At 52.8% G+C, this 23,299-nt stretch carries 19 protein-coding genes; 10 read left to right on the top strand and 9 right to left on the bottom strand.

The features are described 5' to 3' along the window. Positions 1 to 111: 111 nt before the first annotated feature. Genes E6Q52_RS07820 through E6Q52_RS07810 form a run of 3 tightly spaced genes read right to left on the bottom strand, consistent with a single transcriptional unit; the run spans position 112 to position 2,802 of the window. Positions 112 to 771, bottom strand: a complete 660-nt coding sequence (locus E6Q52_RS07820) for an NAD(P)H-dependent oxidoreductase (RefSeq protein WP_292820787.1) — start codon at positions 769 to 771, stop codon at positions 112 to 114. Positions 772 to 796: 25 nt separating this feature from the next. Then, complete coding sequence (locus E6Q52_RS07815) at positions 797 to 2,191, bottom strand: MFS transporter (RefSeq protein WP_292820784.1); 1,395 nt, start codon at positions 2,189 to 2,191, stop codon at positions 797 to 799. Continuing rightward, positions 2,188 to 2,802 (bottom strand): TetR/AcrR family transcriptional regulator, encoded by a 615-nt coding sequence (locus tag E6Q52_RS07810; protein WP_292820781.1) that lies wholly within the window; start codon positions 2,800 to 2,802, stop codon positions 2,188 to 2,190. Before E6Q52_RS07810 ends, E6Q52_RS07815 begins: the two co-directional genes overlap by 4 nt. Before the next feature lie 122 nt (positions 2,803 to 2,924). On the opposite strand from E6Q52_RS07810, the gene E6Q52_RS07805 reads away from it, so the two are divergent. Then, the gene (locus E6Q52_RS07805; protein WP_292820778.1) at positions 2,925 to 3,836 is read left to right on the top strand and encodes an alpha/beta hydrolase; all 912 of its coding nucleotides are present in this window, start codon (positions 2,925 to 2,927) and stop codon (positions 3,834 to 3,836) included. Positions 3,837 to 3,885: 49 nt separating this feature from the next. On the opposite strand, the gene fabF is transcribed toward E6Q52_RS07805, so the two are convergent. Further along, positions 3,886 to 5,151, bottom strand: a complete 1,266-nt coding sequence (gene fabF / locus E6Q52_RS07800) for a beta-ketoacyl-ACP synthase II (RefSeq protein ID WP_292820775.1) — start codon at positions 5,149 to 5,151, stop codon at positions 3,886 to 3,888. 97 nt (positions 5,152 to 5,248) lie between these two features. On the opposite strand from fabF, the gene E6Q52_RS07795 reads away from it, so the two are divergent. Further along, entirely contained in the window at positions 5,249 to 5,782 is a 534-nt protein-coding gene (locus tag E6Q52_RS07795; protein WP_292820772.1) for a helix-turn-helix domain-containing protein, read from the top strand. Here the strand turns inward: E6Q52_RS07795 and E6Q52_RS07790 are convergent. Further along, the gene (locus tag E6Q52_RS07790) at positions 5,739 to 9,110 is read right to left on the bottom strand and encodes an exodeoxyribonuclease V subunit beta (RefSeq protein ID WP_292820769.1); all 3,372 of its coding nucleotides are present in this window, start codon (positions 9,108 to 9,110) and stop codon (positions 5,739 to 5,741) included. The genes E6Q52_RS07795 and E6Q52_RS07790 overlap by 44 nt on opposite strands. Further along, positions 9,107 to 11,854, bottom strand: a complete 2,748-nt coding sequence (locus E6Q52_RS07785; protein WP_292820766.1) for a PD-(D/E)XK nuclease family protein — start codon at positions 11,852 to 11,854, stop codon at positions 9,107 to 9,109. The genes E6Q52_RS07790 and E6Q52_RS07785 overlap by 4 nt, the downstream gene beginning before the upstream one ends. 80 nt (positions 11,855 to 11,934) lie before the next feature. Here E6Q52_RS07785 and E6Q52_RS07780 point away from each other — a divergent pair, with 80 nt between their 5' ends. Continuing rightward, positions 11,935 to 12,312 (top strand): hypothetical protein, encoded by a 378-nt coding sequence (locus tag E6Q52_RS07780; protein WP_292820763.1) that lies wholly within the window; start codon positions 11,935 to 11,937, stop codon positions 12,310 to 12,312. A 30-nt stretch (positions 12,313 to 12,342) separates the two neighbouring features. After that, a complete protein-coding gene (locus E6Q52_RS07775) occupies positions 12,343 to 13,302 on the top strand; it encodes a PfkB family carbohydrate kinase (protein ID WP_292820760.1) in 960 nt (319 codons plus the stop codon). On the opposite strand, the gene E6Q52_RS07770 is transcribed toward E6Q52_RS07775, so the two are convergent. After that, complete coding sequence (locus tag E6Q52_RS07770; RefSeq protein ID WP_292820757.1) at positions 13,286 to 14,044, bottom strand: GntR family transcriptional regulator; 759 nt, start codon at positions 14,042 to 14,044, stop codon at positions 13,286 to 13,288. The two genes, E6Q52_RS07775 and E6Q52_RS07770, sit on opposite strands and share 17 nt — an antisense overlap. 156 nt (positions 14,045 to 14,200) lie before the next feature. Between E6Q52_RS07770 and E6Q52_RS07765 the strand changes: the two genes are divergently transcribed. Further along, positions 14,201 to 17,269, top strand: a complete 3,069-nt coding sequence (locus E6Q52_RS07765) for a hypothetical protein (protein WP_292820754.1) — start codon at positions 14,201 to 14,203, stop codon at positions 17,267 to 17,269. Positions 17,270 to 17,369: 100 nt separating this feature from the next. Here the strand turns inward: E6Q52_RS07765 and E6Q52_RS07760 are convergent, their stop codons facing one another. Then, entirely contained in the window at positions 17,370 to 19,895 is a 2,526-nt protein-coding gene (locus tag E6Q52_RS07760) for a methyl-accepting chemotaxis protein (protein WP_292820751.1), read from the bottom strand. Between the two features lie 240 nt (positions 19,896 to 20,135). Between E6Q52_RS07760 and greB the strand changes: the two genes are divergently transcribed. From greB to E6Q52_RS07735, 5 genes are all read left to right on the top strand, one after another. Next, complete coding sequence (greB, locus tag E6Q52_RS07755) at positions 20,136 to 20,618, top strand: transcription elongation factor GreB (protein WP_292820748.1); 483 nt, start codon at positions 20,136 to 20,138, stop codon at positions 20,616 to 20,618. A 112-nt stretch (positions 20,619 to 20,730) separates the two neighbouring features. Next, positions 20,731 to 21,054, top strand: a complete 324-nt coding sequence (locus E6Q52_RS07750) for a hypothetical protein (RefSeq protein WP_292820745.1) — start codon at positions 20,731 to 20,733, stop codon at positions 21,052 to 21,054. 52 nt (positions 21,055 to 21,106) lie between these two features. Further along, complete coding sequence (locus E6Q52_RS07745; protein WP_292820742.1) at positions 21,107 to 21,760, top strand: hypothetical protein; 654 nt, start codon at positions 21,107 to 21,109, stop codon at positions 21,758 to 21,760. Between the two features lie 26 nt (positions 21,761 to 21,786). Further along, complete coding sequence (locus E6Q52_RS07740; RefSeq protein WP_292820739.1) at positions 21,787 to 22,128, top strand: heavy-metal-associated domain-containing protein; 342 nt, start codon at positions 21,787 to 21,789, stop codon at positions 22,126 to 22,128. After that, complete coding sequence (locus E6Q52_RS07735; RefSeq protein WP_292820736.1) at positions 22,128 to 22,517, top strand: hypothetical protein; 390 nt, start codon at positions 22,128 to 22,130, stop codon at positions 22,515 to 22,517. The genes E6Q52_RS07740 and E6Q52_RS07735 overlap by 1 nt, the downstream gene beginning before the upstream one ends. A gap of 58 nt (positions 22,518 to 22,575) precedes the next feature. Here the strand turns inward: E6Q52_RS07735 and E6Q52_RS07730 are convergent, their stop codons facing one another. Next, a complete protein-coding gene (locus E6Q52_RS07730) occupies positions 22,576 to 23,241 on the bottom strand; it encodes an OmpA family protein (RefSeq protein WP_292820733.1) in 666 nt (221 codons plus the stop codon). Positions 23,242 to 23,299: the final 58 nt, after the last annotated feature.

Genomic DNA, 23,299 nt, shown 5'->3' with positions numbered 1-23,299 from the left:
CTAGACTGTATCAAAGCTACGCAGGTGATTTAAATAGCTCTTTAAGGCTAATGCTTGAAGCGTTTAAATGTAGTGTTCTGTCTTAAGCATTTAAAGGCGCCTGGTGCGAACTCACTTCCAGGTGACCAGCTGAGGCAGCTCTCTACGGGTTTTGGTTTTGGGCGCATGTTTGCGATACCCAAACGCCACCATATAGGCGAGGCCATACGCTTGCAGATCGACGCCGAACTGCTCGGCCAGCAAGGCGTCGGTTTCTTTTTGTTTAAAGCCTTCTATCGGGCAGCTATCGATGCCACGCATGGCAGCCACTGTCATCATGTTTGCCAGTGGGATATAGCATTGCTTGCTAGCCCAGTCGAACAGTTTGCGTTCATCGCTGAGGTCAAAATCAGACTGATGAAACTGGGTATAAAAGCCCAGGCGCATGTCGGCGACTTCTTGCGGGTGATGTTGTACCTCACGCATAAACTGGGGCAAATAAGGGCCTTTGGGATCTAAAAATGGTGATTTCATGGCTAGGCAGAGCACAAAGTGACTGGCGGTATCCAGCTTGAGTGGTGCGCCCCAGGCATGTTGCTTGAGGCTTTCGCGTAGCGCCTTGTCTTGCACGACAATAAAGTGCCACGGCTCAAAGCCAAACGAGCTAGGCGAGAGGCGGGCGGCTTCCAGAATAAACTCAAATTCCTCAGCAGGAATCTGCTTGCTGGCATCAAACTCTTTGCAGGCATGGCGGAAGTTGAATGCGTCTAAAATGGCTTGTTTTTCTATCATGAATGATTCCTGTCGATGTGTGCTTTTACGATTGCCTGGTATTCACCTGGCTGACAAATACTGCCGACGTGATGACTAGTAAAAATTGGATCGTGTACAAGAGATGAAAGTCATCTAAATTCACAGCAGATTTAACCAGAATAGAGACGGTAATGGCAACACCTAATACGGTACCAATCTGGCGTATTGCCTGATTAATGGCACTGCCAATGGCATAGTCTTTTTGTGGTAAGTCATGCACGGCGGCGCCAGAGAGTGAGGGCATCACCAGCCCGACGCCGATGCCTGAGATAAGTTGCCCTGGCAGGCAGGCCCACAGGTAATCTGGGATCGCGGTGATTTTACTTAAATACCAGATTGAGCTGGTTGAGAAAATCAGGCAGCCTGCAACCAGTACCATTTTGTGCCCATAACGAGAGGCAATTCTGCCACCCCAAAGCGCAGTGGGGACGACGGTTGCAGGGCCGACCATCATGGCCAGGCCTGCTTGCGGCAAGCTGTAGCCCCAAATTTTTGTCATCAGAAAAAAGAACGAAAAGAACATGGTGGCAAAGGCCGTTGAAAAGAACAAGGCAGCAATATTCACTGCGCGGTAGGTGTGGTTTTGGAAGAGCTTGAGATCAACCAGCGGATTACTTGTTTTTTTGCACCAGTACACAAATAGCAGCAGCAAGCCCAGGCCTGAGCCGCCTATTAGCAGTGGAATATGGGGTTGGTTTAAATAGTGTTTATATTCAATCAGGCTACTGGTGATGGCGGCAATCGCTGCAATAATCAGCAACATGCCCATCAGGTCAAATCGCAGGCGGCTGGCAGGATTGCTGGATTCGTTGAGTGTTTTGATGCCCATGAACAGGCAATAAATCCCTAGTGGGGCATTGATATAAAATGCCCACTCCCAGCCCCAGGCATCGACAATCCAGGCGCCGACCGCAGGCCCTAGTGCGGCGGCTAACGCGCCAGTTGCGCCCCATGCGCCGACGACAATAGCACGTTTATCTTTACTAAATGCCTCCAAAATCAGCGAGAGTGCGGCTGGCCCTAAAAAAGAGGCCCCTATTGCCTGGACCACTCTGGCTGCAATCAGGGTGTGGATGTTGGGGGACAACCCACACAAGACAGAGGCCAGAATAAACAGTGCGACACCCAGCATAAAGATGCGCTTGCGACCGTATCTGTCTGCCAGCCCGCCTGCGGGGATCAAGCAGGTGGCGTAAACGATGGTATAGGCATTCATCACCCAGGCGATGCTGGTCGGGTTAGCCGCAGGAAAGCTTTTGGCGATGCTATGAAAAGCGACATATAACACCGTGGTGTCTATGGACACCAAAAATGTCGCCAGGCTGGCGATATGAAAGACCAGCCATGGGCTGACGCGACGTATCGCTGGATTATGTGCAAGTGGGTGTATGTTATTCATAGGGTGGATGGCCATAACTCAATGACTTGTTCGACTAGTTGCAGCATGTCTTGTTTGCTCGAGCCATTGATTGCTTGCAGCGATAAGGCTTTATGTAGCGTGACGACATAGAGCGCCAGGCGCTGGCTATCGACGGTAGGTTTTAGCTCGCCGTCTGCTTTGGCTTGCTCAAAGCGCGCGATGAGTTTTTGCTGATGCTGCTGTAGTCCGGCTACCAGTTTTTGCTGGATGCCTGCTTTCTGTAACGCCTCGCTGGCGGTGCTCATCACCACCAGGCACCCCGCAGGCGACTCGCTGTAAAACAACACCTCAACGGATTTGAGCAATAGCATCCTGACCAATGATTTCGTCGTCGGCTCTTCAAAAATGGCATGGAAATACGCTATTGGCCCCGAGGTATACGCATGCAACACCTCTAAAAAGAGTTGTTCTTTATTGCCAAAGGCAGCATACAGGCTAGGTTTTTTCACATTGAGTGTGGTGGTTAAGTCATCCAGTGACGTGTTGTCGAAGCCTTTTCTTCTAAACAGGTCTAGCGCCATCTTCAGTGCTTCGTCTTTATTAAAGTTTCTTGGTCTGCCACGTGGTTTTTGGGGAGAGAGTTTGCGCATGAATATTTCCCTTAAATAAATATATACCAAATGGTACAAAAATATATTGACAATAGCAATGGGTCTGCTTTAAATTATTTATACCAATCGGTAAATAATTTAATTTTTAAGGGAAACACAACATGAACCGTCTCAAATCTATTCTCGGCAAAGCCTTTATCTTGCATTCATTATTGAGCTTAGGCGTGGTCGAAGCCAATGCTGGCGGCGCTCACGCAGGACTTGCTACAGCCCCTAACCAGACGATAGCAGCCAATGGCATCCAATTTTCATACCGTAGTATTGGCAATCAAAGCGGCACGCCCATCGTCTTGCTGCAGCATTTCACCGGCACCATGGATTACTGGGATCCAGCAGTGGTGGATGGTTTGGCTAAAACGCATCAAGTCATTGTATTTAACAATACCGGCATGGGGCACAGCTCTGGCAAAGTGGCAGACAATATCGAACAAATGAGCACAGATGCTTATGCATTTATTGATGCCTTAGGTTATCGCCAGGTGGATTTACTGGGGTTCTCTATGGGTGGATTCATCGCGCAAGAGTTGGCCGCTGCGCATCCAGATAAAATCCGCAAAGTGGTACTGGTGGGTACCTCAAACAAAGGCGGCGGCGAACATTTGATGAAGGTGCTGGGCGAGGCGTTCTCACAAAACCTGCCGGACCCAAGGCTGTATTTGTTCTTTACGCAAACAGCTGCCAGCCAGCAGGCAGGTCAGGCGTTTCTTGCAAGATCCAGTGTACGCAAAGAGCGCGATCCTGAAATCTCGAAAGACGATATGAACGCACATGCGAAGGCCTTGATTACCTGGGCAAATACCCCTGATACCGAATTCAGCCTGCTCCAGGCAATCAAGCAGCCAGTGCTCATTGTGCAGGGCTCTCACGACGAGATGTTAATCACGGATAACTCAATCACTTTGTACAAGCATCTGCCAAATGCACAGCTGGTGTTATACCCGGACGCTGCCCACGGCTCTTTATTTCAATACCCGGCCGACTTTGTGGCTAAAGTAAATCAGTTTCTGAATTAAAGTGTCATCACGTGACCAGGGGAGGGTATCCCCTGGCGTGGCTGCTCACTTAGTCAAAGCGTTTCAACACAATGCTGGCATTGACACCACCAAAGCCAAAGCCGTTGCTAATGGCGTATTGAATGGCTAAGGGCTGTGCTTTTTCCCTCACAAAATAAAGGCCTGCAGCCTGAGCGTCGACATTCTCCAGATTCAAGTTGTAAGGCACCTGCTGATCCCTGACTGCTAACGCTGTAAAGATGGCTTCAATGCCGCCAGCAGCACCCAGCAAGTGGCCTGTTGATGATTTCGTTGAGGTAATGGCTATCGGGCTATGTTCGCCAAATACCGTTTTGATCGCTCGCAGTTCGCCCGCATCGCCGACCGGGGTAGACGTGGCGTGTGCATTGAGGTGCTGAATATCGTTGGGCTGAATATTGGCCATGGTAATGGCTGCTTGCATGGCGCGCTGTGCACCATTGCCATCTTCAGGCCCGGCTGTAATATGGTAGGCATCTGCTGTGGTGCCATAACCGACAATTTCAGCAAGTGGCGTTGCACCGCGCGCGGCGGCATGGCTAAGGGTTTCTATCACTAATATGCCTGCGCCTTCTCCCATGACAAAACCATCCCGCTGGCTATCAAAAGGCCGTGAGGCTTTTTCTGGCGTGTCATTAAATCCGGATGACAAGGCTTTTGCCGCAGCAAACCCACCCAGGCTCACCAGGTCAATACAGGCTTCTGCACCACCGCAGACAGCAATGTCAGCTTCGCCGGCACGTATCATCCTTGCCGCATCCCCAATGGCTTGCACACCGGCAGCGCAAGCGGTCACGGGCGCGCCTATCGGCCCTTTAAAGCCATGCCGGATAGAGACTTGGCCTGCGGCCAGATTCACTAGGAAGGATGGCACCGTAAACGGCGATAATCTGGCAACGCCTTTGTGGTCAGTGGTGCGCACCGCTTGTGCAATCGCAGGAAAGCCGCCAATGCCCGAGGCGATCACCGTCGCCGTCCTGGCTTGCTGTTTGTCGGTCTGCGGAAACCACTGTGCCTGTTTAATCGCTTCCTCGGCAGCCACAATCGCAAATTGAATAAAGCGGTCCATTTTCTTGAGTTCTTTTAACGGAATCACCGCTTCGGGGGCGAAGCCGCCATTGGCATCGTCAGCTTTGCCTGGCACCCAGCCTGCAATTTTGGTGTTAAGGCTGTCGGCGATGTCGGCCGATAGCTGCTTGATGCCTGATTGCCCACGCAACAGGCGCTGCCAGACCAGTTCAACACCACAGCCTAAAGGCGAAACCATCCCCATGCCAGTAATCACAATTCTTTCCATAAGTCCTCTTCATGCATAACCATTTATAATGGTTACTTTCAATATAGAAGTAACTATCTTACAGTAACTTTCATAATAAAAGTTAATTGGTGATCAAATGAAAAATAAAAGTCTCGTGAATATGCCTTGCCCCGTTGCCAGAAGCCTGGAGCATGTGGGCGAATGGTGGAATATCCTGATTTTGAGAGAGGCTTTACTGGGTGTTTCCCGGTTTGATGACTTTCAGAACCATCTGGGTATTGCCACCAGCACGCTAGCTAAGCGTTTAAATGCATTGGTTGAATCCGGTTTGCTGGCGCGGCGGCAGTATTGCGAAAAGCCACCAAGAGATGAGTATGTGATCACGAAAAAAGGGCTGGATTTTAGGCCGGTGTTACTGACGCTGATGCAATGGGGAAACACCTATTATGCAGACGGCGAACCGATGATCCAGTTGGTCGACACCGAAACCAACCAGGCGGTGGATTTAATGCTGGTGGATAGAAATACCCAGGTGGAAATCGACCCCCAGCGGCATCAGTCTCAACCCAGGCCAGCAGCGGATGACATGATCAAAGCCCGCTTTGAGGCGTCATCCGCAGCAGTCGCTATGCCTCAACAAGGACCAGTTGACCAATACTTAAAAACATAATGGCGGTTTTCACAGGCAGGTCATCTTGCTGAAATAGTTGCGCATAGTGGGTGAGTTGCGTTTTAAAACTGGCTGCCAATAAGGGCAGGTCGTCGTTGCCTGTGACCGGCATGGATTTATAGTCAATAATCCAGCGCACGCCATCGGCCACAAATGTGCGGTCTATGACCTTTTTGCCTTCGCTGAGTTGCTCAATCGCCAGCTCTGAGGCAGCTTGTGTATGCGGTTGTAATACCCAGCGACCATCCGCAGATTGCAAGGTGGTCGTTAGCAGCGCTGCTACCTGGTTTGCCCCCTGAATCGCCTCGTTGTCGTTATAACCTTGTTGCTTAAACCAGCGCTGCATAGGCAAGTTGAGTGGCAGGAATGCGCTTTTTTCGTGTGCCTGCCAGGCGTCCAGCCCTTGCTCGGCGATGAGTTGCAAGTACAGATGGGCGAGGGTGCCGATATCGGCTTCCAGTCGGTGGGCGCTTTCGTCTTCGGTGCTAGTCTGGTAGCCAGTGTGCGTTGCGAGCGCTGTCGCCTGTAAGTTGGCTGGCGTGCTGGCTTCGCGTAAACGAATTAGCTTGGGCACAAATTGGCGGATATCGGCTGCTTGCTGCGCGCTTGGGTAGCGGCTGACGATATCATGTTCGCTGTTAAACCACTGCTGGATAGCTGGCCATAACAAATGCAGAAAACTGTTTTTGCGCGCTTGTGGCTCGCCGTTTTTGTCTGGCTTGGCGGCGCCCAGTAAATGCAGTTGCCGTTCAGCACGGGTCGCGGCGACATAGAGCACGCGGGCATCTTCGTAGGCGGCGCGGGTTTTATCGAGGTCATTTAAATAATCATAGGCAGTGATCGTCGCTTGCTGGCGTTTAAGCACCGTGGGCACAAATGGCGCAGCAACCAGCTCGGTATGTCCATCGTCCATCGGCACTTCTTCCCAGATCACCAGCTTGGCGTCATCCGGCGGATTGCTGCCATCGAGACCAGGCAAAATCACGGTATCAAACTCTAGCCCTTTGGATTTATGAATGGTCATAAATTGCAAGCTGGCGTCCGCTTTGGCATCAGGCGCGGCGTAGAGTTTTTGTACATCGTCGGCCAGCGCTTGCGGGTTAAATTGGCCGTGTTGTTCCAGCGCGGCAATGCGGGCAAAAAACGCCTGCACGTCCTGCACGTCGCTTTCATTCCACAGGCAATTGGCGCCGCCCAGCCGCAGCCAGGTGTTATGCACCCAGCGGCTGACGGTGGTGCGGCCACGCCACTGCAAGGCACTTTGCATCACCTCGCGCACATGGCGCGCGCGCGTCTGGCCGTCGGCACTCAAACGGGCGAGAATATGGTCGTCGCTCAACAGGCTCAGCACACTGCGCTGGCCATCCTGGCCGATCAGTGCATGCATGTCGGCCAGCGTCAGACCGCACCAGGGTGCACGCATCAGTGCCAGCCAGTGCACGCGGTCAGCGCGTTGATGCAGCGCATGCGTGAGTGTGAGCAAGTCTTGCACAATCTGCCGATTCGCCAGTTCTTCAATCTCAACGGCCTGAAAACTCAGTTCGGCATGATTACGGCGCATTTCTGTCACCAAGGCATGCAAGTGTTTGCGCGCGCGCACCAGCACGGCGATGGTAGCATTTGGCTTATCGGCACGTGTTTGCTGGATGATGCGGATAATCTGCTCGGCTTCGAGGTGGCGGATATCGGCCGGTTCTTCGTCTTCGCTACTCACGCGTGTGATGAGCGGATGCACAAACACGCCTGCACCCGTGGCCTCGGCCCGGGTGGCGACAAATGGCCGGTAAGCAATCGCGCCTTGTTGTGGCGCATCGCTTGCAGGCAGCATGCCTTGAAAGGTCTGGTTGATCCACGCAACCACCGGCGGACAAGAGCGGTTGTTGCGCCATAGCTTGAGCGGTGTCAGCGCAATATCGCCGATGCCGTGCAGGGCGGCATTGAGAAACAGGCCGACATTGGCTTTGCGGAAGCGGTAAATTGATTGCATGGGGTCGCCGACGGCAAACAGTGTGCGGCCATCGCCTGGCTGCCAGCCGCGGGTGAGCGCCTTGAGCAGGTCAATCTGCATCGGGCTGGTGTCTTGAAACTCATCGACTAATAAATGCTGAATGCGGTAATCGAGCCGCATGGCCAGCTCGGTGGCTTCGTCACCTTCTTGCAGCGCCTGAAAAGCGCGTTGGGAGATTTCAACAAAATCCACCTCATTTTGTGCCTGAAAGCATAGCCACAATTGCGCCGCGGCAATATTCAGTAATTGGCTCAATGCCTGAATAATTGCATCGTCTTCCCCATCGGCATCTGGCAGCAGGCGGATACGCGCCAGGCTAGGCTCGCTGTTACTGTGTTGCGCCAGTCCGCTCAATATATCGGTGAGCGCTTCTTTGTAGGGCTTGGCCTCATCGGTGGCAGCTAAGCCCATGTTTTTATCCAGCCGCTTGCGCAAGCCACCGCTACTGGTGAGCAGCAACTCGGTCAGCGCACGCCAGCTATGTAAATCTTCTATGCTGGCGGTTAACGGTGTTTGCCAGTCCAGTAGGGTGTTTAAAGCATGCTCGGGCGGCAACTGGCTGGCGGCGTAGCGCGCAATCGGCATCAGTGATTGTTGCAGGCGGGCAGGGAGTGCTGTCAATGCCGCCTGCAATTCAGTTTCTATCAGGTAAATCAGCGCATGTTGCGCCTGATTATGGTCTTTTCCCTGGCTTAAATGCAGCCATTGCTCGCGCTTGGCCAGCATAGACATCAGCAGACTTTCCAGTCTGGCCTGGTCGTTATCCATATAGCGCAGCACGCGGCGCACCGGTTCCCCAAGGCTGTCTTCATCCATGGTTTGCAGCGCCAGCCCAGCCGCTTCGCGGTAATAGACCCAGGCATCTTCAGTCACCGCCGGTTGGGTGCCAAAGCGGCTGAGTAAAGGCATTTGCCGCGCCAGGTTTGCGCAGAGCGAGTCGATGGTATAAATGCGCAGCCGCGCCGGGCTTTCCAGCAAATGCCATTGCAGCGCAGCCGAGCGTTGCAATGCTTGTTGACCTAAGGCATAGGTGATTTGTTTGTGCGGTGCGTCCGGCGGCACGCCAGTCGCGGCCAGCAGCAAGCTGTCCAAAATACGCGCACGCATTTCCGAGGCGGCTTTATTGGTAAAAGTGATGGCGATAATTTCTTCTGGTGCTTGCACGGTTTGCAGCAGCTTGAGAAAACGCTGCGTGAGCAACTCGGTTTTACCAGCGCCCGCCGGGGCTTCAACGATAAACGATTCGATTGCCAAAGCCAGTTCACGGTTGGCGGCATCCAGCGCCAGCGCTTGCTCAAAATCAGCTTCTATCATTTTCATACTGCACCCCCTGCCTGCAGATGCTCAAATTGCAACTGCCGCTCGGGCAAGCGCAACAAAGGCAGCACATCGCAATAGCCCAGGTCTTGTTCAGAGTCAAACACCACGGCCGCCTCACCGGCCTTGAGTGCAAGCGCGGTGCGGGTGATTTGCGTATGCCAATGCGTGAGCACCGACGGCCAGTCGGGGAACTGCACAGGGTCAAACAATTTGTTTTTCTCGTGGTTAAAGGCTTTGATGCCGGGCACGATGTCGTCTTCCGCGGCGACACCGGCAAAGCCGCCATCAGTCAGCCGTAACTTGCCAAAGCAGACGGCGGCAATGTCGGCATCTTGTAGCAAAAAAGCGGCGTAAATCGGTAATTGTGGTTCGCTGATTTTGTCCGTCGCCCAGTTTTTAAAGTCAGGCATGCTGCCGGTTTTGTAATCCATCACCACCAAGCGGCCATCGGCCAGCGTGTCGACACGGTCAATCACCAGTTTGACCTGTATGCCCTCAATGAGTGGTTTGAACACTTGCTCGATTGCGGTCACGGCAAATGCTTGCGGGCGCTCGCGCTCCACTTCCCATAACCAGGTCAGCACCAGTTTGCTCAAGCGCTCGGCCTCGAGTTGGCAAAACACGGCAGAGAAGGGCTGGGCAAACTCGGTATTAAAGGTAGCAATCACCTCAGTGGCGATCTGGTCGAGCTGGTTTTTCAAGCCGTCGGCGGTCACATTTTGCCAATCCAGCGTTGCTTGCTGTGACCAAAATGCTGCCAGCACGCGGTGGATGAGGTCGCCGCGTTGCATGGCGTCCAGGCCATTGTGTGGCGTGTCCAGTTTGCGTGCCTTGAGCCGGTATTGGTAAAACGCCCAGGCCGGGCACAACGCTTGCGCACGCAGCAACCCCGTGCCGCCACTGATATGCTCACCATCTTGTATTGGCGGTGCCTGATGGTCATCCAGCCATTGCCAGTCTTGCGTGCTGTCGCGCGCCAGCGTTTCGGCCAGCGTGGCCGTGCCTGCTGTCGCACTTGCTTCGGGGATCGCCTGAATCAACGGGCTGGTGCGCAGCAAACGGTCGCCCTCTTGGCGGGCGGATGAAAAAATCACTTGTTTGGCGGAACGCAGCAGGCGCTGGTGAATTTGGCGCGCAAACGCCATTTGCACTTCGCTACTCGCATTGGGCGTGCCTGCCTGCCGCTGCAACTCGGCCGGAATCAGCGCATTGGTGCGCGACAAGGGCGGCCACACATGGTCGTTCATGCCCATCACCCACACGCCATCCAGCGGTTGCGCGCTGGCTTCCAGCATACCCATGACGGTGATGTTAGGTTGGCGCACCGTTTGCGGCTGAAAAATCTGCGCCTGGCATAACTGTGACAGCCGATGCCAGGCACTCATGGCGTCAATGGGCCCCAGCCAGGTATCTAGCGCGGCGAGTTGCGTTAATACACTTTTAAACTTGGTCTGGCATTGATGTTCATGGCTGGACACACTACGTTCACCCGGCCAATGCGTGGCGGCCAGCAATTCGTTAAAACTGACCATCCAGGCAGAAGGCAGCTGTTTGCGCGGCGTTTGTTTGCTCTGGCTGAGCAATGCGGTTAAATCAGCATGCAAGGCCGGGCAGATAATCGGGTAATCATCTTGCTGCTTGCGGGTGACAAAGCGGGCAAAGCTGTGGGCGCTGACTTGCAGCGGTAACTGGCGGCGCATCTCGGCATCAAGGGCGGCGCGGGCGTCGGCTTCATACAGTGCTTGCGACCAGTAGATATCCGCCAATAGCGTCGACAGCTCTGATTGCGGCAACGGCGTCGCCTGGAATGCCAGGCGTAGCAGGTTGAGCGCACACTGCACCAGTGGCCAGCGATGCAACGGCAAGCCCAGTGAAAACTCATAGCAGCGCGGCGTGTCTGCCTGCGCCGGATGCAAGGCCTCGGGGTGCAAGGTATCGTCCAGCAGGTTTGCCAGTGTGTCGCGCTGATGATCCAGGTCGGGCACTACCATTGCCAGCTTGGCTTGAGGGTTGGTCGCTAATTGTTGCTGCGCCCAATGCACGGCGGCGCGCATTTCGTCCATGGCTTCGGCAAACTGCATGCGCTGAGTACTGTCAGCAGTCACGCTGTTATCAAACGACGTGATCTGCACACCGGCGGCTTGCAGCGTGTCTATCAATGTCTGCACATGCGGATTAATGCGGTCAAACCCGGCCAATTGTATGCTGCCTGGTAAAGGCAACGCGTGCTCACGCAGTTGTTCCAGTTGCCAGGTCTGGTAGCGCACGCTTTCTAGGCTGCCGCTTTGTTTGCACAAGGTTTGAAATTGCTGGCGCCATTGCAAAAACTGGTGGGTTTCCTCACTGATTGTCGCCATGTCCAGGCTGATATTCCATTCAATCAGGTAGCGGTTGGCTTCCATCGCCGCGCTGGCCAGGCCGTTGGTGTTGAATAAATCAATCGCGCTATGCTGGCGTAAACAATGCTGAATCGCTTGCTCCCACAGCAGGGCTTCTTGCGTGGTGGAAAGCACGCCGAGTGGTGCCTGAGTAATATCAATCTGCCCACACAAGAGAGCGTACTCGATGCGCTGGTTAAGCCAGTCTTGCAAGGGGAGTACTTGCGGGGCTTGCCATTGCGACAGACCTTGTTGCTGATAAGCCTGTTGCAACCACTGGCGGATGCCTTGTGCCAGGCGTGCGGATGCACACAAAATTACGGTGCCTGAGTCGGGTAGCGCATGGTTGGCGGTCATGGAGGTCATCAGCAGGATTTATTATCTTTAACGTTGTATTTTATAAGATAATGCGATGAACAAATGTTAAAAACTTGCGGAGTTGTGTGATGTCGGCCTTTGCCAAATTTTTAAAATGGATGTTCTGGATTATTTTGCTGCCCTTGCTGTTGCTCAGCCTGTATACCTGGGCTAGCCTGACCTGGGTCTATTCCAGCGGTGAACGTATCGGTTATGTGCAAAAACTGTCTCACAAAGGCTGGGTGTGCAAAACCTGGGAGGGCGAGCTGGTGCTGGTCACCGTGCCGGGCACACAGGCCGAGAAGTTCTATTTTACCGTGCGTGATCCGGCGGTGATTACCAAGGTCAACCAACTGGCTGGCGAACGTGTGCGCCTGCTCTACAAAGAGCATAAAGGCGTGCCTTCGAGTTGCTTTGGTGAGACCAGCCACTATGTCTATGATATTGATGAAGTCAAAGAAGATTAAGCGCAGGCGTTTTTTTAGATTGCATTAAACGTGACTTTATTTGTTGTTGCCAGTTTTATCCAAGCCTGCTGCTGGTCAGTCACGCGTCTGCCGCAGGCGGGGGAATCAGTGGCGGCTTCTGCGGTGTCTAGCGAGCCAGGCGGCAAAGGCTTTAATGTCGCGATCGCTGCCAGTCGCTTGGGCGCTCAGGTCTCGGCGCTGTTAGGGGTGGGCGAAGATGCCGCCGCAGATGCCGCATTACAACTGCTACAACAACACGCCATCACGCCAGTGTATGCTTATCGGCTGGCATCACAGTCCGGGCACGGCGCTGGTTTAATCGCCGCTGATGGCGCCAATATGATCAGCGTCTATCTGGGGCCGAACCAATTGATCACGGCGACGCATGTCGATCACGCCCAGGCATCTATCCAGTCTGCCAGTCTGGTCTATGCCCAGTTTGAAACCTCGTTGGCTGCGATTCAACACAGCTTTGCGCTCGCCAGACAAGCCGGGCGCCAAACCGTGCTGAATCCTTCTCCGTGGCAGCCGATTCCGCAAGCCGTGCTGTCGCAAACCGCTATATTGATCGTCAATCAACATGAAGCTGCGCAGTTGTTGGCATGGTCTGCCGAGTTGTTGGCAGTGTCACCAGAGGACACGCTGATTGCCTTGCGGCAAGCTATGCATGCGTTTTATCAGCAGTGGCCGGGCGACTTGCTGGTGGTGACGCTAGGCGCATTGGGCAGTGTGGCGATGACGCAAGCTGGTGAGTGGGTGGTGGCGCCAGCGTGGCCTGTGACGGCTGTTGATACACTGGGAGCGGGCGATGCGTTTTCTGCTGGTTTGTGCGTGGCCTTGATGCACGGCGAGCCGCTGGCGCAAGCTTTGGCTCATGCCAATGCCTGTGGCGCTTGCGTGGTACAAACGCCCGGTGTGCTGGCAGCGTTACCCGATATGCTGGCCGTCGCCGCAATTCAGCGGCAATGCGGCACTACACCTCTAGCTTGATGCGATAGGTGTAGGCGTCACCGCGAAAAGTGCCTTCGACGTATTCCACCAGTTGCTGCTGTTGCGAATAAGACTTACGCTTGAGTAGCAGGCAAGGACTGCTTTGCTCAAAATCAAACACGCGCGACTCTTCTTCATTACTCATCACCGCTTCAATCGACTGCTCTGCCCAGCTTAATTGAATACCACACTGCTGCTCAAGGTATTGATACGCCGAGCCGGACAGGTCCCAGTTGGCCAGTGCCGGTGCCAGCGTCAGGTCATACCAGGCCACTTCACGCGTCATCGGCACCTCATCGCCCAGGCGAATTCTCACCAACCGTAAAAAGCTTGAGGTCGAAGGGCGCTGAAAAATAGAGGCAATGGTGCGATCGCACACCATCTGATGAGACACAATCTTGGCCGATGCAGTGATGCCAACCTCGCGCATTTCTTCGGTAAAGCCTTTTAATTTGCCCAGTGATGGACAAATTTTTGGCGCGGCTTTCACCAGCGTGCCTGCGCGGCCATCGCTATCAATTTGCCCGCTGGCGCGTAAATCCTCATAACAGCGCCGCACGGTCGTCCGGCTCAGGTTTAGCGCCTCCGCTAGCATGCGCTCAGAAGGCAAGCCATGGCCGTGCTCAATCTCACCACTTTCAATCAGCGTCAGAATGTTGCGTTTGAGCTGCTGATAATAAGGCTCAGAGGTTTTTTCGCTGACTTTAAGCCGCGCAATCAATTCATCGTAATCGTGCATCATGCTTGCATTATAAAACGACTCACAGATTGACGTTCATATCGACTTGTCTACTTTATTGTTAATTTTATTTATCTTTGATTAATTATTTTATTGCATTTAAATTCTCTTTGTGGAACCATTTAAGTACCAAAAAAATACCATAAAGGGTGAAGTGCCATGACTGAGATTCAACAAAAGTATCAAGCGCTGGGCGGTGAACAAGGGACCTTAGGCAAGCCAGTGAGTGAGGAGCAAGCCACGCCCAGTGGGCAGGGCCGTTTTCAGGATTTTGAGCACGGCATGATTTTTTATCATGCCGATTATGGTGCCCATGTATTGTCTGAAGCTGTTGAGCGCAAATGGAAGTCGCAAGCGCTGGCTAATGACAAAGTAATCGGCACCGATAGTGCGATTCGTGATTACATGGGCTTTCCGCTCACCGATACCCAGCCCACCGGCGAAGGCGGTGAGGTCTGCTATTTTGAGCGCGGCATGATTGTGGTGCGTGCCAATGGCAATGCGGTGGTCATGTATGGTTACTGTTACCAGACCTATCGTAGCCATGCTGACGTTAAAGGCGCGCTGGGCTTGCCTGCCAGCGATCAGCGCGCTGCAGCCAACGGTGGCTATGCCATTGCTTGTGACCAGGCGGATATTTACTGGCATCCCGCCAGTGGCGCTTTTGAAGTACATGGTGATATTTTGCAAAAATACCGCAGCATGGGCGCGGAGAGCAGTTTTTTAGGCTACCCCATCAGTGATGAGTTGCCTGTTTTTAAAGGCAGCCAGGCCATTGGTGCGGTGAGCCACTTTAAGCAAGGCTCTATTTACTGGAGTGGGGCTACCGGGGCGCATGAGGTGCATGGGGATTTACTCACTGCTTATCAAACGCATCACCGTGGTCCGACCGGGGAGTTGGGCTTTCCAAGCTCTGATGAAACCAATTCGCCGAATGATGTCTGCCGCTTTAATAATTTTGAGCATGGCATTCTGGTATGGCAGGCCGCCACCAGGCAGGTCAGTCTGGTTAACCGCTTAAAACTGGTAGTCACGCGGCTTGAAACTGATGAAGACAATGATGATTTACTGGTGCACACACAAGTAGTGGTTGAGCCTGTGCAAGGTCAGCAATTACGCTTTGAAAAACAGTTTGGTGAGTATTCAAATCAAGGCACAAAAACCTTTAATAACGCCGATGAAGGCTTGATTTGCGACTTTCCACTGAATGACGGCAATGCCATCCTCACTGTCAATATGCAGGCTTATGATGTCGATGGAGGGTTAAATTTTGACGATGACCTGATCGCAAAATTTAGCAAATCATTTGGCGTAGAGACCTTGTGGGATACCTCGCTGCCTGATTTGCAAGGCAATGATCTAGGCACCTTTGCCAGAGGCCCTGATGGCAAGTTCAGAGCGAGTTTTACCGTGTTTATCGATCACAACGTGATTGATCCGACCGACAGTGCCCATTTCAGGCAGAACCTGTTCTGGAGCTTTAAAAACCCTAAAATTAAAGAATTAAGCTTTGACACCTGTGCTGCGACCTTTAGCGACTTAGAGGCCGACGATACCTGGTTCATTCATCCCTTCAATCGTGCCTTTTATGAGACGGTCTATAAGGGCGCTGCAAAACCCGGCACTTGTTTTGGCATGTGCCTGGAGGCGATTTATGCGCTCAAAGGCGTCTCGAGTTCACGGCCATTCATTTCACAATATGATTTTGATGCACAGCGTACGCGCGATATTTCAATCAAGTTTGGCTATCAGTTAGGCGGTAGCCAGGTGAGCTACATGATTGATGCCATTAAAGGCGGGCGCATGTGGGACCCAGTGCAAAACTTTGAGTTTTCACAAACGACTTTTGAGCAAAAAAACTACAGTTTGATTTGTTTATCCGAAGGCATTTCGCCGGTGGGTGGGCATGTGGTGCTGCCTTACCGCTGGGAAAAACGCAGTGAAGAAGAGTGGGTCATCTATGTGGCCAACCCTAATTCACCTTTTCCAAAAGTCAACACCAATGAGGGCGGTGACCGTGTGATTACCATCAATCCTAAAACCAATACCTTTGCGTATCAGCATGGTAAAAATGAGACATGGACCGGCGGTGAAGGATTGTTTAACGGCGGGCGGATGTTTGCCATGCCGTTTAGTGCATTGTCTAGTCAACCGAGAACGCCTTTTTGGGAGGCTTTTTTAACCTTTATCACCGGCGGTATCTATCTGATTTTTGCCGGGGAATCGTCTGAGTTGGAGCAAGTGAGCAATGAGCAGGGCGAGACGCTGATGAATAGCGATGGTAGCCTGAATACGGATCGGAGGACGCGGATTAAAAATCTGTTGCCGGTGGAGCATCATGCGCAAAGAAAATTCAGTGATGTGGCCAAGCAGGTGGGTAAAGTGAAAACAGGCGCGAGTCTGAGTCAATTATTTAAGCGTAAACAGTTTAATCTTTACTTTCTCAGTCAGACGCCTGCCAGCAACAAAATGTATCCAGACCTGACTTTGCATGTGCGTCCCGATCTCGTCAAGCACTTACAGTCAGAACAGAGCCCGGTCGCACTGCCTGCAGGTAGACTATCCACCAAGTTTAAAACTGGCCTCAGCACGCAACCGCTCAATGGCGCGGCCAGCAAAGCCGCACAGACCGTCGGGCGTGAGGTGACCGAGATTTCTCAAGCCGCGCCGATACTCAATGAGGTGTTGCGCCAACAGCGCGCGTTAACCTTGAAGGTGCGTAATCAAGGTCAGGGCGATTATCAGCTGGGCCTTGCCTCAGGCGGTGCAAAACTGATGCTCACCGCCAATGTGATCGCGAATACCAGCGATGTGGTGAACGTATCATTGGCAGGCGAGCGTTTGCATTCGGTGGTCTTTGAGGCGTCCGAGCAAGCGCTCAACAAGCAACTGAGTATTTCGCTCACCAGCTTTGACAAACAGCGCCGCTACGAGCTGAGCAACCTGCAGTTGCAAGGTAAACAACGCCTGCAACTGCAGCATGATAATGCCTGCCGCAGTGTGCGACTGCAAAGTGCTGGTCAGCCGGTGACGTTTGACCTCAAACTTTTTGTGAAGGGCAAGCCCGCTGCGGTGATGAGCAAGCAGGTTTCGTTTCCGGCTGACATCGCTTTGAACTTGAGCCCGGTGGATTGGGTGGCCTTAGAGCAGGGTGCTGGCGAGCCAGCATTGGAGTTACAGATCATGAACCCACTAGATGGCAAGGTGATGGAAACCAGACGCATATAGCGCAACTGAGTGCATCTAGTGCTTGCTGAGAGACTCACCATCCTGCGCGACGTAGGATGGTGAGTGCATGATCAGCCAGCAAGACTGTCACCCTGCAACCCTAGGCCATCAGCCGCCACTGCTCATCGCTCGCGGGTTCAGCCGCATGCATTTTAAATTGATTCACTGACTCGACCAGCGTATGCACTTGCTCCAGCATGCTTTCTGCAGCGGCAGCAGCCTCTTCAACGAGCGCCGCATTCTGCTGCGTGGTTTCATCAATTGAGGTCATGGACGTGTAGATTTGTTCCAGGCCACTGCTTTGCTGGCCAGAGGCCTCAGAAATCGCCTGTATGCTGTGAGACACTTGTTGTACCGCATGCACGATCTCATGCATGGTATGGCCAGCCTGGCTCACTTGCTTGGCGCTGGCATTGGTTTGCCTCACCGAGGCGGCGATCAGCTCTTTGATCTCTTTGGCAGAGGCGGCAGAGCGCTTGGCCAGGTTGCGCACTTCACCGGCAACCACGGCAAAGCCACGGCCTTCCTCACCTGCGCGGGCGGCTTCCACGGCGGCATTCAGCGCCAGGATGTTGGTCTGGAAGGCGATGCTGTCAATCAGGCTGGTAATTTGCGCAATTTGCGCCGAGGTTTCATTAATACCTTGCATGGTGGTGGTTAGAGCATTAAACGCTTCGCCGCCCTGTAACGCCATTTGGTTAGCCTGGCTGGCTTGCAAGCTGGCTTGTTGGGCATGTTCGGCGGTTTGCTTGATATTGCTGGTCAGGGTTTCGAGGTTGGCGGATGTTTCTTGTAGCGCATTGGCCTGCGTTTCAGTGCGGCGCGACAGGTCATTGTTGCCTTTTTCAATTTCAGCCGCTGCAACATGGATAGTTTCAGCCGCTTGCTTGACCGTGTGTATCGGCGCCACCATGCGCTGCAGAATCTCCTGCGAGCCTTGCAGGGCCTCTCTAAAGTCACCCGCGTGGGTAGTCACATCGACCAGGCTATATAACTGGCCTTGTTGTGCTTCATCTGCAATCTGGCGGGTGTCTTCTACCAGACGGTTCACTGCCAAAATACAGGTATTCAGGTTGTTGATCAGCACCTTGAAGTCGCCATGGTATTGATTATGGATAGGCGCAGGAATATCACCGGCGGCAATGCGTTTCACACAGTCTGCGGCCACATGCAGCGGCGAGACCACCGCATCCAGCGTCTGGTTGATGCCCTGGATGATTTTCTGGAAATCCCCGGCGTGCGCGTCAACATCGACGCGGGTATTTAACTGGCCTTGCTGTGCGGCCGACGCCAGGTGATGCACATCGCTGATCAGTTGATGAATCGCCCCCGTGCAATGCTTGAGGCTGGTTTGCATCAGGTTAAAGTCGCCGACAAAATGTTCTTCAATCTGCGTAGGGATATGTCCTGCCGCCATCTGGTCCAGATAACGGGCGGTGGTTTGCAAAGGCACAACCACGGCGTCTAGGGTTTGGTTAAAGCCTGCCACGATCTGTTGAAACTCACCTTGGTGGCGGGACACATCGACGCGGATATTCAGTTGGCCCTGCTCGGCCGCTTGTGACAAGGTATGGACGTCGTCCATCAGCAGGTTAAAGTTCTGGCGTACCTGTTCAATACTCTGGTTGATATAACTGCGCTGGTTGGGGAAGGTTTCCAGTGGCTGGTTAAAGTCGCCCTGGCCAAAGGCCGTTTCCACTTGCAGCGATTTTGTCTGCGCCAGAATATGTTCTTCTACCATCTGGTTGATGCCTGTGGTGAGTTGCTGATAAGCGCCATAAAACGGCTGGCTGTCGATGCGGTAATCAATCATGCCGTCACGGTGCTGGCTGGACATTTCATTGAGAGATTGCACGATGTTTTGAATGGTCGACTGCATGCGGTGCATTTCGCGCAGCAGCTTGCCGGTTTCGTCATTGGTCGTTGGCGCGTCTTGTGAAATAAACTCACCATTGGCAATGTGTTGTGACAAGGTCAGTGCCTGCTTGAGTGGCGTGGTAATCGAACGCGTCATTTTCCAGGCAATGGCTATTGCCATGACCACGGCAATCAATAAGGCAATTTCAATGTGTTTATTGGCCCTGGCAATGGTGGAGGCAAACTGGCTAGAGGCATCCGTGACGCCTGCAATATTCATGTCCATCAGCAGGCGCAGTGAGTGGCTCAATGGCTTGTCGGCGCCTTTTACCGTGCTGTCTATTTCAGTCACGCTCATACCATCCGCTTTAAGCGCTTCGCAACGTTTGATGGCGTCGCGGTAAGTGTTCACGGCGAGAGTGATATTGCTTAAGATTTCCTGCTCCTGCTGGTTGAGTTCGCCGGTGGCAGCATAGGCCTTCATGGCGTATTCAATATCATCCATGCTGTGTTGAAACTTGCTGGCTTCTCGGCCCCCGCGCAGCACATAGTTTTTGAAATGATGCACGGCATCGCCCAGGCCTTTACTGGCGTTTTCAATCTGGGTTCTTTTCACCAATTGGATGTTTTCAAAATGTTGCCAGGTGTGATTAATGTGGTTGAAGCCGCGCCAGGCAATCACAAAAATAAAGGTGGTAAACAAGATCAGCAGCGCGTAGCCCAAAAACAAGCGGGTGCCTACATTCAAATGAGCGATGGATTTCTTCATGCAATTCCTCTGGATAATACTGGGTCAGTCAGCAACATTGCGTTGCCACGGGCGTCATGCTTTACGACGCACAACCCATTTACGTAAAATAAATTGCTAAATGAAGCCTTTTAAAAAAAGCTTCACAAAAGATTCATAAAGCAAGCCGTGGCGCTATTTCACAGCAGGCGATGGCTGTGGCGGTAATCCGTTGTATGATGACGCGATTGATGACCGCCTACACAATAGAGTTGGGTTTAGATGGCTGAACAGAAAAATTACATTACGCCAGAAGGCTATGCCGCGCTGGAAAAAGAATTTCAATATCTGATTAAGGTTGATCGGCCCGAAGTGGTGCGTGTGGTAAGTTGGGCCGCAGGCAATGGTGACCGTAGCGAAAACGGCGATTATATTTATGGTAAAAAGCGCTTGCGGCAGATTGATTCGCGCATTCGCTTTTTAACCAAGCGCATGGATGCGGCGGAGATCGTCTACAGTCATACGCAAACGAATACTGAAAAGGTCTATTTTGGCGCCTGGGTGACCTTATTTAACCTGGTAGATGACAGCGAAATGACTATCCGTATTGTTGGCCAGGATGAGTTGGACCCGACACAGGGTTATATTTCATGGGTGTCGCCGATGGCGAAAGCGTTATTGGCAAAAAACCTCGGTGATACCATACGCGTGGTGACCCCTGGCGCAGAAACCGAGTATGAAATTATTGATATCCGCTACGTATAACACGACATTAAATGCGCGCGGGACTTGAACTAATGACTTGCTAGCCTTATCTTAGCCATATATGCGAAAACGCGTTTGCTTATTTTTGATTTGCTGGTTGCCATGTTTTGTCATGGCCGCCAACGTCATGTCATTGCAAATGGCACTCGCAGAGCACCCAGTTAGTATCACCGCGCAGGCACAGCAGGACGAGATGCCTTGTCATGACATGGCGGATGAGCATCAAGGCATGCATCATGCTAGCGACCATCCAACGACCGCCAAGCATCACTGCACGGTCTGTGGTTTTTGCATGGTCACCACTGGCGTCGCCCATTTAGACGCGTTTCCAGGCGTTTCTATCATTGCACAGTCTAGCGCTGCCCCCTTGTTTGCGGCCGACCCTGTGCACTCTCAAACTTACCCTCCTGCTATCAAACCACCCATATTCAGCTAACACTCAGGACAAGTCCGTCCACACGTTTTGTTAGATTGAATATGGAGGCTTTATGTTTAAGCAACATCATGTTGCGCTTGGTGTCGTACTTCTCTCCCAGTTAACGCCTGCCCACGCGGCGGCACTCATGGGCTTTGAAGATAGTGCCATGCTCATGACCGAAATCGGTCGCTATAACCAGGAATGGATGTTGAACTACTCGCCCGCGTTTGGGCATGCCATCGGCGTTGAGCAGATGCGTATGTCGGGTAAAGGCGAGCAGGCGACGACCATTTCCGGCATCAATTACACCGGCCTCATCAAGCGCTGGAACCTGCCATCGACGCAAGCCAATGTCTGGTTCAACGGTAGCGTGGGCGAAGCGCGTGGCCAGTATGATGGCTTTGCCTATACGCCCAGCTTGCAGTTCGATATGGAATCCACGCGGCTGTATTTCTTGGCCAAAGCCCGCATGATCCGTGCGCCCAATATGAACTACGACACTGCTGCGGTGCAGGCCGGGTTTTCGTTTTATGAAACCGGTTTTAACCAGACGCAGCCGTGGTTTGTGATTGAAGCCAAAACCATGCGTAACAACGATCCTGGCTTGCAAATCACCCCGGCGTTGCGCTTGATCAACAAAAATTACTTTCTGGAATTTGGTGTCACCAACCCCTGGCAAGGCGAGGGCTTTGCGCCGCGCCTGAATGCCATGTTTGTGTTTTAACCAATTAACTTTTAAAGGATATTGCAATGAAAAAATTATTAGTGACTTTGATGTTGTCTGCCATGACCCCTGCGGCCTTTGCCGTAACGACGATTAAGGCCGAAGTGAACGGCATGGTGTGTGCGTTTTGTGCCAAAGGCATAGAGAAAAAACTTAATGCCTTGCCGCAAAAGCAGGTGGCTTTTGTTGACCTCAAGAGCCGCGTGGTGGCCTTGCAGTTGAAAGACGGCCAGGAGGTGTCGAATGAGGCATTTAGCAAAGTGATCCAAGATGCCGGTTACTCGGTGGGCAAGCTGGAGCGCGTGAACCAGACCGTAGAGGCGATCCAGGCAGAGGTGGCCAAGGCCGAGAAAGCAGGCAGCAAGTGATGGCGGCAGACATCAATCCTCTGCAAGCCAGCCGACGGCTGAATTTGCTCTCGCTATTCACCAGCGGTTCGACGCTGATTTGCTGCGCCTTACCCGCCACGCTGGTGGCGATTGGCTCAGTAGCGATGTTGACCAGCCTGATCAGCCATTTTCCGCAATTGATCTGGATCAGCGAGCATAAGCCTTTAGTATTTGGCTTGGCCGCAGCGATGCTGCTCATCGCGGGCTGGATGCAATGGCGGGCGCGGTTATTGCCTTGCCCGACCGACCCACAGTTAGCGGCGTTATGCACTAAAACGCGGCGCCAAAGTGTGTGGATTTACTGGTTCTCGGTGCTTATTTTTCTGGTAGGTGCTTTTTTTGCCTTTGTGGCACCGTTGTTTATTTAGCATTGCGTTATGAAAAAAGCCGACTGAATCGTCGGCTTTTTCTATGATGGCTTAACGCTTATTTAGGCGCTGCCTGCGGTTCAGGCTCAGCCACAAAAATCTCTACGCGACGGTTTTTGGCACGGTTAGCCTCTGTATCATTAGCGGCGATGGGCTCATGTGAGCCGCGGCCATCAATGGTGATGCGGGTAAAGGCCACGCCGCGCTCGGTCAGGTAATTACGCGCACTGGCTGCACGATTCACGGACAATGGATCATTGACAGCGTCTGAGCCGCTACTATCGGTGTGGCCGACGATATTGACGCGTGCCGCTGGGTTATTTTGCAAGCCAGTGGCAAATTTATCCAGGATAGGGCGTAGATTGGATTTGATATTGGCTTTGCCTTTATCAAACGAAATATCACTCGGGATTTCTAACTTGAGCTGATTGTTTTCTGTTTTGGTCACGGCGACGCCGGTGCCAGCAGTTGCCTGTTCCATTTCCTGTTTCTGCGCTTCCATTTTTTTAGACCAGATATTGCCTGCAATTGCACCGGCACCAGCGCCTACGGCCGCACCAATCACTGCACCTTTACCGCCACCAGCCACCGCGCCAATAACGCCGCCAGCCGCAGCACCTATGCCGGCGCCTTTCGCCGTGCCTTTCTGGGTTTCGCTCATGTTGGCGCAGCCGGACAAGCCTATCGCCGCCGTTAACACTGAGACTGTGATGATTTTATGCATTCTTTTCTCCCTAATTTAAGTAAACATGTGTTGCTTTTGTTTGTCCACCAGGGTTGAT

Source organism: Methylophilus sp., assembly GCF_008015755.1.
GTDB lineage: Bacteria > Pseudomonadota > Gammaproteobacteria > Burkholderiales > Methylophilaceae > Methylophilus.
This window is presented reverse-complemented; position numbering and strand designations above follow the sequence as displayed.